Below are 13883 nucleotides of genomic sequence, written 5' to 3'. Positions count from 1 at the left end.
GCTTCGGCATGTCCCTGATCGGTCGCCTCATCGTCATCTTCATCGGCTTTCTCGCCGCCTGCTTCGTCGGCGGCATGATCGTGGTCGTGGCGCTGCTGTTTCCGGAATTCGCCGATCTCGGCGCAGGTCCCGTCGATCAGGGCACGATCGACATCCTGCTCGGCTTTGGCTTCATCTTCGTCTCTGGCTTCGCGCTGGTGCCAGCGGCGGTGATCGTCGCTATCACCGAAGCGCTCTACATCCGCAGCGCGCTGGCCTACGCCGTCGGCGGCGGCATCGTCGGGCTCGCCTGCTATCTCGGCCTCGTCCCCTTCCACTCCGATACGTTTCAGTTCGAAGGCATCGTGCGGCGTCACCTCGAAATCATGACCGGTGCCGGCATCGTCGCCGGCGTCGTCTACTGGCTGATTGCCGGCCGCAATGCGGGGGCCTGGCGCATCCCACTGCCGCCACTCAAGCCGCCTCCGCCGCTGCCGTCGAATTCAAGGCGCGATGCGCGGTGATTTTCTTGCCGTTTCCCGGGGTTTTCATCTCCGCTTCACTCCGCTAAACCGCGCGCCATGAACCGGACTGGACTCTTCATCGCCCTGGCATTGTGGCTCGTGATCGGCGTCGTTTTCGGCCTCTATCCCGAGCTCGATCTCAAGCTCGCCGCGCTGTTCTTCGACCCCCAGACGAAGACGTTTCCGCTCAAGCTGAACGACTGGGCGGGCTTTGCGCGTGACGCGGCGATGTGGGTCGCCTGGGCGTTCGTGCTGCCGCCGCTGGTCGCGCTTCTGGTGAAGATGATCCGGCCCGACCGGCCCCTGATGGTATCGGGGCGCGCGATCGTGTTCCTGCTGGTCACGATCATCCTGTCGGCCGGCATTCTCACCAACCTCACCTTCAAGACCTATTGGGGCCGGCCGCGACCGGTGGTGGTGACGCAGTTCGCCGGCGACCAGCAGTTCGTGCCGTGGTGGGACCCGCGCGGCGATTGCGCGCGCAACTGCTCGTTCTTCTCGGGCGAGGGCGCGACCGCGTTCTGGACGCTGGCGCCGGCCGCGCTGGCGCCGCCGGTCTGGCGGCCACTCGCCTATGCGGCAGCCGTGGTGTTCGGTCTCGTCACCAGCGGGCTCCGCATGGCCTTCGGCGGGCACTTCTTCACCGACGTGTCGATCGCCGGCCTCGTCACCTTCGTCGTGATCTGGTTTGCCTACGCGCTGATTTACCGCTGGCCGCGGACCCGGTTCTCGGACGCTGCGGTCGATGCCGCCCTGACCCGGCTGAACATGCCGGCCTACCGGCTCCGCCAGCGCCTGTTCGGCCGCAAGACGGACCCCGAGACCTCGGTTTGAGGCATTAAATGCGTGCCGAGCCCCGCGAAATTTGATATTCGCGCGGTCAAACCCGCCCTGACATCAGCCCTTTGAGACCCGATTGGAAGCGCCATGACCACGATCCTGAAAAGCCTGCCCAAGGGTGAGAAAGTCGGCATCGCTTTTTCCGGCGGTCTCGATACCAGCGCGGCGCTGCTCTGGATGAAGCAGAAAGGCGCGCGCTGCTACGCCTATACCGCCAATCTCGGCCAGCCTGACGAGGCCGATTACAACGAGATCCCGCGCAAGGCGATGGAGTTCGGTGCCGAGAAAGCCCGCCTCGTCGATTGCCGCACGCAGCTCGTCCACGAAGGCATCGCCGCGATCCAGTCCGGCGCCTTCCACATCTCGACCGGCGGCATCACCTATTTCAACACCACGCCGCTCGGGCGCGCGGTGACCGGCACGATGCTGGTCGCGGCGATGAAGGAAGACGGCGTCAACATCTGGGGCGACGGCTCGACCTTCAAGGGCAACGACATCGAGCGCTTCTATCGCTACGGCCTGCTCACCAATCCGGGCCTGAAGATCTACAAGCCCTGGCTCGACCAGCAGTTCATCGACGAGCTCGGCGGCCGCGCCGAGATGTCGGCTTTCATGACCGCCCAGGGCTTCGCCTACAAGATGAGCGCGGAGAAGGCGTATTCGACCGACAGCAATCTGCTCGGCGCCACGCACGAGGCGAAGGATCTCGAAAGCCTCGACAGCGGCATCAAGATCGTCAACCCGATCATGGGCGTGCCGTTCTGGCGCGACGATTGCGTCGTCAAGGCCGAGAAGGTCGCGGTGCGTTTCGAGGAAGGCCAGCCCGTCGCGCTGAACGGCAAGACGTTTGCCGATCCCGTCGCACTGTTCCTCGAGGCCAACGCCATCGGCGGCCGCCACGGCCTCGGCATGAGCGACCAGATCGAGAACCGCATCATCGAGGCCAAGAGCCGCGGCATCTACGAGGCGCCCGGCATGGCGCTGCTGCACATCGCCTATGAGCGCCTCGTCACCGGCATCCACAACGAGGACACCATCGAGCAGTACCGCATCAGCGGCATGCGCCTCGGCCGCCTGCTCTACCAGGGCCGCTGGTTCGATTCGCAGGCCCTGATGCTGCGCGAGACCGCGCAGCGCTGGGTCGCGCGCGCCGTCACCGGCGAGGTCACGCTCGAGCTGCGCCGCGGCAACGACTATTCGATCCTCAATACCGAGAGCCCGAACCTGACCTATGCGCCTGAAAGGCTCAGCATGGAGAAGGTTGAAGACGCCGCCTTCTCGCCGGCCGACCGCATCGGCCAGCTCACCATGCGCAACCTCGACATCGCCGACACGCGCACCAAGCTGAAGCTCTATACCGACACCGGCCTGCTGTCGGGCAGCGAAGGCTCGCAGATCTTTCGGCTGGAGAACGACAAGGGCTGAGGCGTTTCGTCGTCCGACCGGGCGACGCTCGGCTTAATGACGGTGTCATGCGCGATCGCTAGGCTTCCGCTCCCATCTGGAACGGAATCGCGGAGCATCGAGCATGGTCAGGGGATCGGCACTCGCGTCTCTCATCGTCCTCTGTTGGACGTCGTCATTGTCGGCGCAGACGGTCTATCCGATCGATCGCGCCGAGCTTCTGGCCGGCGCGCAATTCGACTTCAAGGTTGAATTTCCGGGGCCGGTCGATCCGGCCAGGCTGAAGGTGACGGTGAACGGCGCGGACTATGCCGGCGTGTTCGGCCGCGCCGGGACCTTCGTCGAGCGCGAGGACGGCAAGGACCAGTCGGCACTGATCCTGCGCGACGTCACGCTGGCCAGGCCCGGCAGTGTCACGGTGGACGTTAGCGACGGCACGCATCAGCGCAGCATCGCATGGACGGTTTACGAGACCGGGCCGCGCAAGGCGAAGAACGTCATCCTGTTCATCGGCGACGGCATGTCGCCGGCGCATCGGGTCGCGGCCCGAATCCTGTCCAAGGGCATCGCGGAGGGCAAGAGCCGCGGCAAGCTCGCGATCGACGACATGCCCCATATGGCGCTGGTGGCGACCGCGGGCTCGGACTCGATCATCACCGATTCCGCGAACTCGGCCAGTGCCTACGCGACCGGCCACAAGAGCGCCGTCAACGCGCTCGGCGTCTATGCGGACCGCACTGCCAGCCCGTTCGACGATCCCAGGGTCGAAACCATCACCAGCCTCGCCAGGCGGCGGCACGGCATGGCGATCGGCGTCGTCACCAACACCGAGATCGAAGACGCGACGCCGGCCGCGATGGTCGCGCACACGCGCCGGCGCGCCGCCTATGACGAGATCGTCGAACAGTACTTTGCCGCGAAGCCGGATGTGCTGATGGGCGGCGGCAGCGCGAATTTCCTGCCGAAGTCAGCGACAGGCTCCAAACGCAGGGACGAGGCCGACTACGTCGCGAAGTTTCGCGACGCGGGCTATCAGGTCGCGACGACCGCGAGCGAGCTCAACGCTTCTGCCGCAAAGCCGGAGACGGGCAGGCTGCTCGGGCTGTTCGCTACCGGAAACATGGATGGCGTGCTCGACCGCAAATTCCTGAGGGGCGGCGGTGTGAAGAAGTTTCCGGAACAGCCCGACCTGACCGAGCAGGTGCAGGGGGCGCTGAACATCCTCTCGAAGAACGAGACCGGCTTCTTCCTGATGGTCGAATCCGGGCTGATCGACAAATACGCGCATCTGCTCGACATGGAGCGGGCGGTCTACGACACGATCATGCTCGACAATGCTGTGCGCCAGACGCGCGACTGGGCGCGTGCGCGCGGCGACGACACCCTCATCCTCGTGCTGGCCGACCACAACCATCCCAACAGCCTCGTCGGCACCGTCAACGACGACATGGGCTCGACGCCCAACGTGCCGCTGCGCGAGCGCGTCGGCGTCTACGAGCAGGCCGGATTCCCGAATTATCCTGCTCCGGACGCCGAGGGCTATCCGTCACGCGTCGATGTGAGCCGCCGGCTCGCCATCTTCTCGGCCAGCCTGCCGGACCACTACGAGACCTTCCGCCCGAAACTCGACAATCCGAACGAGCCGACCGTCAAGTCCGCCGACGACGGGACGTTCAAGGCCAACGACAAATACAAGGATGTCCCGGGAGCGGTGCTGCGTCCCGGCAATCTGTCGGCGATGATCGGTGCCAGCGTGCATTCGGGCGAGGACGTCATCCTGACGGCGACCGGGCCGGGCAGCGAGCGTGTGCACGGCTCGATGGACAATACCGAAGTCTTCCGCGTCATGGTCGAAGCGCTCGGCCTCGCCGCCGGGCAGTAGCACGTGCGGCTCAAACGAAAATGGCCGGGATTGCTCCCGGCCATTTTGTAGTCGTGTGCTCCGCCTCAGCGCGGCGGCGCGGTGCCGGGCGGGGGCGGCGGTAGCGAGGCCTGCCCGCCATTGAGCAGCGGCGTGATGTTGCGGACGGTGACACGCCGGTTGATCAGGCTCGGCCCTTGCGTCTGCTCCTTCAGATACTGCTCGCCGTAGCCCTGCGACGTCAGGTTTTCCGAGGGCACGCCGAACTGCTGGGTCAGCAATTCGGCCGCGGACTGCGCACGACGGTCCGACAAGGACAGATTGTCGACGTCGTTGCCGACCGCGTCGGTGTGACCTTCGATCAGGAACACCACGCGCGGGTTGGCCTGGATCGCACGGTTGAGACCGTCCGCGATCGACTGCAGCTTTGCCGCCTGGTCCGGCGGGATGGTCCACGATCCTGTCTCGAAGTTGATCGTGTTGAGGTCGATGCTCGGCATCTGCATGCGAACATTCGGGCTGTAGCGGATCTCGTCGAGCGTGTAGCGACGATTGATCCTTTGCACCGGCGGAGCCACCATCGTCTCGTAGATCACCTCCGGCGACGCCTCCTGGGCGTCGACGATATAGCGATCGTAGGGAATGTTCACGACCGGAGGCGGCGCGTCGACATAGAAGCCGCCGACCGACTGCGGATCACGATAGCTGTTGTCGATGATGATGATCTCGCGGCCGGCAGGGTCCCTGCGGATACGCCGCAGCAACCTTCCGTCCGGACCGACCACGGTGATGATCTGGCTGCCATCGGGACGGATCACGACGGTGCGGGTATCGGCGCCGATGGTCTCGGTGCGGATGTCGCGGGCGCCATAGCGGAAGCGATAGAGATCGTTGCCGCGGACATAGGTCTGCCCGCCCGGATCGCGGATGATGATGCGATCCGGCTCGGTGTAGACGGTGCGGCCGCCTTCGACGGTCTCGCGGCGCTGGTTGCGGTAGTCCGCGATGGTCGCGCCGATCACAGCGCCGGCGACGACGCCTGCACCGATCGCGAGCGGCGTCAGGTCACGCTGCGGCGGACGCGGCGGGGGTGGTAGCGGCGCTGTGACTGTCGGCGCGGCCCGGAAGGCCGACGAAACGGTCGGCGGAGCGTTTTGAGTCCTGTCGGGGGGCGCCGTTGCGGCTGGCGAGCCCGAGACTGTACCCGGCGCTGCGGCACCAGCGGGAGGCGCCGGCGGCCGGGGCGGAAGGCCCGCAGCAGGTCCGGCTGCGGGGCCACCGGCAGCGGGTCCGCCGGGCGGCGGCGTACCAGGACCACCCTGACGTCCTGGCGGCGGGGTCGGAGCACCACCAGCGGGAGGCGTGCCCGCGGGTGCGGGTGTTGCGCCCGGCGCAGGCGGCTGGCCCGGACGTCCGGGAGGCGGTGTGCCGGCGCCAGCCGGAGGCGTGCCGGTCGGCAAAGGCGCCGCGCCCGGAACGGTCGTCGGTGCACCGGCCGGCGGCGGAGCGGAGCGGCCCGGCGGCGGCGTGGCTCCCGGAGCCGGTGTCGCCGTCGGAGCGGGCGCAGCACTCGGTGCCGGCGTCGGCGCAGGCGGCGTTCGTCCCGGCGGCGGTGAAGCCGGGGGCGGAGGCAGCGGGGTCGGTGTTGCGCGTGTGGTCGGAGGCGGCGGTGGCGGAGCTGCCGGCGTGGGCGCCGGACCAACGCGTGCCGGCGGCGCCGATGAAGGCGGCGGAGGTGGCGTCGGTGCATGCTGCTGCGGAGCCGCGGCAGGAGGCGGAGGCGGCGCCTTCGGTGCAGCCGCGGGCGGAGGCGGCGGAGGGGCCTGATGCGTCGCGGCCGGCGGGGGCGGCGGCGTGGGACGTGACGGTGCCGGGGGCGGCGGAGGCGGCGCGGCCGGGCGCGGAGCTGGTGCAGCCGCGGGCGGCGGCGCGGTCGGTCGCGGGGGAGGCGGCGGCGGAGCTGCGGCGGGCGGCGGCGGCGGTGCGGGCGGCCTGGCCGCGGGCGGCGGCGGTGCCGCAGGTCCCTTCGGCGGTTGCTTCGGTTTTCCGTCAGGGCCGACTTCGCCTGCCGGCCCGGCCTGCGCGATCACGATCGGCGCTGCTGTGCCTTGTGCATGCGATGCCGAGCTTGCGAATGGCATCGCGGTGAGAGCCGTCGTGGCAAGCAGCACGAAGCGAAGATGAGTCATGAGAAGGAATCCCCGGAAGGTTCTTGAACGAAGTCGGGTGAATAGTCGTTCGACGATGAACGGATACGCGTTAGGCCGGATTGTGGCGGTGGGGCGCGACGCTGCTCGATTTATTTCTTCATGCGAAGTCACTCAAAACATCACTGTTCATTACGCATTCAGATGAATCTTGCAATCGCTTCACGCGCGCGTCCGCGACAATCCGGCATCCGTCGCCGGATTCGGCGTCAGCGGCCCGTTCGGCCCGCGCGACGGAATCTCCTCTGGTCCACGTCCAGGCAGTTCGTCGGGCTGCGGTGATTCGCCGGGCTCGCGCACCGGCGACGGGATTTCCGGCTGCGGATTACCCGGCGGGATTCCAGGTGGCGGCTCGGTCGGTGTGCCCGGCGTCGAGGGCGGAATCTCGGGCGGTTCGATCGGCATTACAGCGACACCTTGCGGTTCTCGCCGAGATCGGGACGCGTGTTCGTCACCGCCGCAGCCGCCATCTTGACGTAGGAAATCACCGTTCCCGGCGAATCCCAATATTCAGCGTCGTCAGGCGTGATCTTGAGCACGCGGATGTTGGGATCTTCCGCGCTGTCCCACCAGGCCTTCGCCGGTGTCGAGAACAGCTCCTTGATCTTGGCGCGGTCGTTGGACACCACCGCCGTGCCCGTCAGCGACACATATTTCTGACTGCCGGCATCTGCGAATGACAGATTGATCGACGGATTGCGTTCGATCTCCTCGTCCTTGTGTCGCCGTGCGTCCGTGAGGAAGAAAATCGTGTTGGCGTCGCGGTCGAGATAGGCGCTCATCGGCCGCGCGCGCAGCTTGTCGCCGTCACGCGTCACCAGCATCGCGAACCCGATCTTTTTCATCAGATCCCAGACGCGATCCGTGTCGCGTGCATTGTCGTTGGCCATATCGTGCTCCTTCTCTCAGGGAACGATAAACGGCCTGCGTGGAACTATGTTCCTGCCGAGCGACGGAAGTCGTCTATTCCGGGGCGTGGCAAACGGCCTCGATGTTGTGGCCATCGGGGTCGCGCACGAAGGCGCCGTAATAATTCGGATGATAGTGCGGGCGGATGCCGGGCGCCCCATTGTCGCGGCCGCCGGCCGCCATCGCCGCCTTGTAGAAGGCATCGACCGTGGCGCGGTCTTTGGCTGCGATCGCGACGTGCACGGGCTTGTTCATCGCGCCTTCGCCGCCGATCCAGAAATCGGGCTTGCCGTCGGCGCCGAATCCGGCTGCAGCGTCGTGGCCGGTCTGCTCCGCCGTCACTTCCATGATCAGGCTGTAGCCGAGTGGTGCGAGGGCCTTGATGTAGAACGCTTTCGCGCGCTCATAGTCGGAGACGGAGAAGCCCATGTGATCGATCATCGCAAACCTCCGTAGTTGGTCTCGTCAGCGAGACAGGAACGTATTGCTCCGTGTCTTGCGCGCGATCGTAAAGCCGCGCGTGACCATGTCGGCAATACAATCCTGTTGCCACTCCTTTTGTGACAGATGCTCGATCACCACCGCGCGCGGCCACAACGCTTGCGGGGCATCGCGGAAGAAGCCGATCAGCACGCGATCCTCGAATCCCTCGACGTCGATCTTCAGCGAATCGACTTGCCGACGCCGGCCTCGTCGAGGATGCGCGTCAGCCGCAGCGACGGGACCTTGATGGCTTCCGCGCTGGCCGTGCCGGTGACGACATGCGTGGCGCCGAGATTGCCGCCGCCGCTTTCGATCATCAACTCGCCGTCGCTGTCGCCGGCCGCAGCTTGCACCAGGCGCACCTGCGTGGCCTTCGATGCGGCGTGATTGAACGCGAGCCGTCCAAAGGTCAGCGGGTGCGGCTCGATCGCGACCACCTTGCCGGTGGGCCCGACATGCCGTGCCATCACCAGTGCAAAAGTGCCGACATTGGCGCCGACGTCGACGAACGTGCCGCCCGCCGGGGTGTGCAGGCGCAGGAAGTCGAGCTCGTCGAGATTGTAGTCGGGGTTGAACAGCGCGCCGCGCTCGGTCGCGCTGCCCTGGTGATAGAATCGAAATGAGGCGCCCTGATAATCCACGTCGACCGGCCCGCCGCGCAGCAGATTGACCAGCCGCGACATCCACGGGCGGAATGCGCCGCGCTTCAAGCCCGACCGTGTCGCGAGGCGAATGATCGCAGCCTGCGCCGCGTTCGGCGCCAACGCGCCGAACGGCGCGGATGAAGGGGCGTTGTCGGGCGTCAAGCAGGGGTCCTCATGGTAAGCGGCGCATGCATAGCCGGTTTTGCCGAGGACTCCAATCTCAGTGTCGTCCCGGGGCGCGAAGCGAACCCGGGACGACAGTGAGAGTGCGTTACGCCGATCTCTTTACGCCGCCTTCTTCGGCGGCGCCTTCCGCTGCCGCAGGAATCGTCCGAGCAGCTTGCGCTTGCCCTTGCGCGGGATCAGTTCGATGTCGCTGACGAGCTTGGCGCCGCCTTTGCGGCGCTCCAGCACGATCTTGCGGCTGTGGAAGGCTTCCAGCTCGACGCGGTGCGCAACGCTGACGATGGTTGCCTTCGGCAGCTCGTCGGTCACCATCTGCATCATCTTGTCCTGGCTCTTCTCGTCGAGCGCGGAGGTCGCTTCATCCAGCACGACGATATCAGGGTTGTGCAAGAGCAGCCGCGCGAAGGCGAGGCGCTGTTTCTCGCCGCCGGACAGCGTCTGGTCCCACGGCGCTTCTTCCTCGATCTTCTCCTTGAGATGATCGAGCCCGACCTTGTGCAGGGCCTCGCCGATCTCGTCGATGGTCCAGTCGTCTTCGGCGCCGGGATAGGCGACGGCTCTGCGTAAGGACCCGGACGGCACGTAGGGCCGCTGCGGCAGCATGAACAGCCGCCGGTCCGGATGGAAATTGATGCTGCCGCCGCCCCATGGCCAGAGACCGGCGATGGCGCGCACCAGCGTGCTCTTGCCGGTGCCGGATTCGCCGGCGACCAGCAGCCGTTCACCGGGCTCGATCGCGACCTCGGTCTCGCCGACCACTGCGGTGCCGTCGTCAAGCGTGACCGAGAGGTCCTTCAGCTCGAGCATCGTCTCGTTGCTGGTCTCGCCGCGCTTGATGCGGCCAAGGCCGTCACCCTGCTCGGCGCGCTCGAGACCGTCGAGCGACATCATCAGCGAGGCGATGCGGCGCGCGCAGGCGTTCCAGTCCGCGAGCCGGGGATAATTATCGACCAGCCAGCCGAACGCGCTCTGCACGATGGTGAAGGCCGAGGCCGCCTGCATCACCTGTCCGAGCGTCATGCTGCCGTCGAGGAATTTTGGCGCGCAGAGCAGCAGCGGCACCACCGGGGCAACCAGGCTCGATCCCTGCGACACCAGCGTGGTGCGCATGTGTTGCCCGGCGAGCCGCGCCCATTGCCGCAGCACGCTGGTGAAATTTCGGTCGATACCGTCGCGCTCTTCCTCCTCGCCGCCAAGCAGCGCGATGCTCTCGCCGTTCTCGCGCACGCGCGTCAGCGTGTAGCGGAAATCCGCCTCGGCCTGGTTCTTGTCCTCGGAGACCTGCACGAATTGGCGGCCGATCACCAGGATCGAGCCGGAGGCGATCGCGGCATAGAGGATCGCGGCAATCACGAGGAAGCCGGGAATGGTGATGGCCGATCCGCCGAGCGTGACGGTGAGCGCGCCGCCGATGGTCCAGAGCACCACGATGAAGGTCACGGCCGACAGCATTGCGGAAGTGACGCCGGCGAGAAAATCGACCGGCGAATCGGTCGCGATGCGCAGATCCTCTGCGATCCGGTACTCGGGGTTCTTGTGATCGCCGCCAACGAGGTTGAGCTGGTAGTAGCGCCCGTTCGTCAGCCAGCGCGTCAGCACGCTGTTGGTCAGCCAGGCGCGCCAGCGCCGCTGGATGCCCATCCGTGCGAACACTTGCGCGACGCCGAGCACGATGCTGCCGATCGCGAGCGGGAAGAACACGGCGGTGAGATGAAACACGGTGGCCGCATCGCGCTTCTCGATCGCGTCGAAGATCGCGCGATTCCAGACATTGATGCCGTATTGGAACGCGACGGTCAGGACGATCAGCACGAAGAGGCCGATCGAGAAAGGCCAGGCCAGCCGATCGCCGTTGCGGCCCCAGAAGCCGCGTGCGCTGATCCAGAACCGCGTCAGCAGATAGCTCTTGCGCGCCTGCTCGGCCTCCTCGGGCGACAGCTCCGGGTCGGGCTCGACCAGCTCGGGCGGCGTCGGCGTGATCTCGTCGCCGTCCTCACCCTTGATTTCAACGATGGGCGGCTTCTTGCCCTGTTCGCGCTTTCCGGCCGGCTTTTGCATGGCCGGATAACGCAAGGGAAATCAAACGGTTCCCTTGCGGTTCCAGCGTTGATTCGACTGGCTTATATCTGCCGCTCGACCATCTTGAGCTTGAGCTCGGCGATGGCTTCCGCCGGGTTCAGGCCCTTCGGGCAGGCCTTGGTGCAATTCATGATGGTGTGGCAGCGATAGAGCCGGAACGGGTCCTCGAGATTGTCGAGACGTTCGCCAGTGGCTTCGTCGCGCGAATCCGAGACCCAGCGGTTGGCCTGGAGCAGCGCGGCGGGGCCGAGATAGCGGTCGCTGTTCCACCAGTAGCTCGGGCATGAGGTCGAGCAGCAGGCGCAGAGGATGCACTCGTAGAGGCCGTCGAGCTTCTCGCGGTCCTCGTGGCTCTGGCGCCATTCCTTCTGCGGCGTCGGCGAGGTCGTCTTCAGCCACGGCTCGATCGAAGCATACTGCGCGTAGAAATTGGTGAGGTCGGGAACGAGGTCCTTCACGACTGGCTGATGCGGCAGCGGATTGACCTTGACCGCGCCGTCCTTGACGTCGTGCATCGAGCGGGTGCAGGCCAGCGTGTTCTGGCCGTCGATGTTCATCGCGCAGGAGCCGCAGACGCCTTCGCGGCACGAGCGGCGGAACGTCAGCGACGGATCGATGTGGTTCTTGATCCAGATCAGGCCGTCCAGCACCATCGGACCGCAATCGTTGGTGTCGACATAATAGGTGTCGACGCTCGGATTCTTGCCGTCGTCCGGATTCCAGCGATAGACGCGGAATTCGCGCACGTCGGTCGCGCCCGCGGGCTTCGGCCAGGTCTTGCCGCCGGTGATCTTGGAGTTCTTCGGAAGTGCGAATTCAACCATTAGTCCTGCCTCTGGTTTTCCGCGTCATTGCCGGGCTTGACCCGGCAATCCATCGCTTTGGAAAGATGGATGCGCGGGTCAAGCCCGCGCATGACGAATCCTGATCAGTACACGCGCGCTTTCGGCGGAATGTACTGCACGTCGTTGGTCATGGTGTAGTCGTGAACCGGGCGGTACTCGATCTTGACCTTGCCGGCATCATCCAGCCAGGCCAGCGTGTGCTTCATCCAGTTCTTGTCGTCGCGATCGGAGAAGTCCTCGCGCGCATGCGCGCCGCGGCTCTCGGTGCGGTTTGCGGCGGAGTTCATCGTTACCACCGCCTGCGCGATCAGATTGTCGAACTCCAGCGTCTCGACGAGGTCTGAATTCCACACCAGCGAGCGGTCTGAGACGCCGATGTCGGTGATGCCGCTGTGGACCTTCTCGATCAGGTTCTGACCTTCGGTCAGGATGTCGCCGGTGCGGAACACCGCGCAATTGTTCTGCATCACGTGCTGCATGCCTTCGCGCAGCTTCGCGGTCGGCGTGCCGCCGGAGGCGTAGCGGTAACGGTCGAGACGGCCGAGCGCGAGCTCGGACGAGTTCGCCGGCAGCTCCGGCTGCTTGGCATTGGGCGTGAGCTTTTCGGCGAGGCGCAGCGCCGCGGCGCGGCCGAACACGACGAGGTCGATCAGCGAGTTGGAGCCGAGGCGGTTGGCGCCGTGCACGGACACGCAGGCGGCTTCGCCGATCGCCATCAGGCCGGGGATGACGGCGTTGTCGTCGCCGTCCTTCTTGGTCAGCACCTCGCCGTGATAGTTCGTCGGGATGCCGCCCATGTTGTAGTGGACCGTCGGCACGATCGGGATCGGCTCGCGCGTCACGTCGACATTGGCGAAGATCTTCGCGGATTCGGAGATGCCCGGCAGGCGCTCGGCGAGCACCGCGGGATCGAGATGGTCGAGGTGAAGGAAGATGTGGTCCTTCTTCTTGCCGACGCCGCGGCCTTCGCGGATCTCGATGGTCATCGCGCGCGAGACGACGTCGCGCGACGCCAGATCCTTCGCGGAGGGCGCATAACGCTCCATGAAGCGTTCGCCCTCGGAGTTAACGAGATAGCCGCCTTCGCCGCGCGCGCCTTCGGTGACGAGACAGCCCGAGCCGTAGATGCCGGTCGGGTGGAACTGCACGAACTCCATGTCCTGCAAAGGCAGGCCGGCGCGCAGCACCATGCCGCCGCCGTCGCCGGTGCAGGTATGCGCCGAGGTGCAGGAGGCGTAGGCGCGGCCGTAGCCGCCGGTGGCGAGAATCACGGTCTGGGCGCGGAAGCGGTGCAGCGTGCCGTCGTCGAGCTTGAGCGCGATGACGCCGCGGCAGGTGCCCTGGTCGTCCATGATCAGGTCGATGGCGAAGAACTCGATGAAGAACTCGGCCGCGTGGCGCAGCGACTGGCCGTACATCGTGTGCAGCATGGCGTGGCCGGTGCGGTCGGCGGCGGCGCAGGTGCGCTGCGCCTGGCCCTTGCCGAAGTCCATGGTCATGCCGCCGAACGGACGCTGGTAGATCTTGCCGTCCTCGGTGCGCGAGAACGGCACGCCCCAATGCTCGAGCTCATAAACCGCGTCGGGCGCGTTGCGCACCATGTATTCGATCGCGTCCTGGTCGCCGAGCCAGTCCGACCCCTTCACGGTGTCGTACATGTGCCAGCGCCAGTCGTCCTTGTGCATGTTGCCGAGCGAGGCGGAAATGCCGCCCTGTGCCGCGACCGTGTGCGAGCGGGTCGGAAACACCTTGGTGATGCAGGCGGTTTTCAGGCCGGCCTCGCTGCACCCGACGGTGGCGCGCAGGCCCGCGCCGCCGGCGCCGACCACGACGACGTCATAGGTGTGGTCCTCGATCGGATAGGCTTTTCCGTTGGTGGCGGGAGCGCCGTTGCCCTTGCCATTTGTCTCAGCGGCCATGGC

At 66.2% G+C, this 13883-nt stretch carries 11 protein-coding genes and 1 pseudogene; 4 read left to right on the top strand and 8 right to left on the bottom strand.

The window, feature by feature from the left end:
- The first annotated feature begins 8 nt into the window (after positions 1-8).
- The 4 genes from WHZ77_RS32950 (at position 9) to WHZ77_RS32935 (ending at position 4629) form a co-directional block, all read left to right on the top strand.
- Positions 9-503, top strand: coding sequence for a hypothetical protein (locus WHZ77_RS32950; RefSeq protein WP_375311731.1), 495 nt, complete (start codon positions 9-11; stop codon positions 501-503).
- A 57-nt stretch (positions 504-560) separates the two neighbouring features.
- Positions 561-1337, top strand: a complete 777-nt coding sequence (locus WHZ77_RS32945; RefSeq protein ID WP_375311730.1) for a phosphatase PAP2 family protein — start codon at positions 561-563, stop codon at positions 1335-1337.
- Positions 1338-1430: 93 nt separating this feature from the next.
- Positions 1431-2768 (top strand): argininosuccinate synthase, encoded by a 1338-nt coding sequence (gene argG, locus WHZ77_RS32940; protein ID WP_375311729.1) that lies wholly within the window; start codon positions 1431-1433, stop codon positions 2766-2768.
- 103 nt (positions 2769-2871) lie between these two features.
- A complete protein-coding gene (locus WHZ77_RS32935; protein WP_375311728.1) occupies positions 2872-4629 on the top strand; it encodes an alkaline phosphatase in 1758 nt (585 codons plus the stop codon).
- A 65-nt stretch (positions 4630-4694) separates the two neighbouring features.
- On the opposite strand, the gene WHZ77_RS32930 is transcribed toward WHZ77_RS32935, so the two are convergent.
- The 8 genes and pseudogenes from WHZ77_RS32930 to sdhA form a co-directional block, all read right to left on the bottom strand.
- Complete coding sequence (locus WHZ77_RS32930) at positions 4695-6797, bottom strand: OmpA family protein (protein WP_375311727.1); 2103 nt, start codon at positions 6795-6797, stop codon at positions 4695-4697.
- A gap of 180 nt (positions 6798-6977) precedes the next feature.
- On the bottom strand, positions 6978-7220 hold the full coding sequence (locus WHZ77_RS32925) for a hypothetical protein (protein ID WP_375311726.1): 243 nt from the start codon (positions 7218-7220) through the stop codon (positions 6978-6980).
- Positions 7220-7705 carry a pyridoxamine 5'-phosphate oxidase family protein gene (locus WHZ77_RS32920; protein WP_143842509.1) on the bottom strand — a complete coding sequence of 162 codons (486 nt, stop codon included), beginning with the start codon at positions 7703-7705 and terminating at the stop codon, positions 7220-7222. Before WHZ77_RS32920 ends, WHZ77_RS32925 begins: the two co-directional genes overlap by 1 nt.
- 73 nt (positions 7706-7778) lie before the next feature.
- A complete protein-coding gene (locus WHZ77_RS32915) occupies positions 7779-8165 on the bottom strand; it encodes a VOC family protein (protein WP_375311725.1) in 387 nt (128 codons plus the stop codon).
- Between the two features lie 24 nt (positions 8166-8189).
- Positions 8190-9013 (bottom strand): annotated as a pseudogene (locus WHZ77_RS32910) (FkbM family methyltransferase).
- A gap of 123 nt (positions 9014-9136) precedes the next feature.
- Complete coding sequence (locus WHZ77_RS32905; protein ID WP_375311724.1) at positions 9137-11095, bottom strand: ABC transporter ATP-binding protein/permease; 1959 nt, start codon at positions 11093-11095, stop codon at positions 9137-9139.
- Between the two features lie 62 nt (positions 11096-11157).
- Positions 11158-11940 carry a succinate dehydrogenase iron-sulfur subunit gene (locus WHZ77_RS32900; RefSeq protein WP_375311723.1) on the bottom strand — a complete coding sequence of 261 codons (783 nt, stop codon included), beginning with the start codon at positions 11938-11940 and terminating at the stop codon, positions 11158-11160.
- Positions 11941-12044: 104 nt separating this feature from the next.
- Entirely contained in the window at positions 12045-13880 is a 1836-nt protein-coding gene (gene sdhA / locus WHZ77_RS32895) for a succinate dehydrogenase flavoprotein subunit (RefSeq protein WP_375311722.1), read from the bottom strand.
- Positions 13881-13883 lie beyond the last annotated feature (3 nt).

This window comes from Bradyrhizobium sp. A5 (assembly GCF_042076515.1).
Classification (GTDB): domain Bacteria; phylum Pseudomonadota; class Alphaproteobacteria; order Rhizobiales; family Xanthobacteraceae; genus Bradyrhizobium; species Bradyrhizobium cosmicum.
The sequence above is the reverse complement of the archived record's forward strand: the minus strand, read 5'-3'. Positions and strand labels throughout refer to the sequence as shown.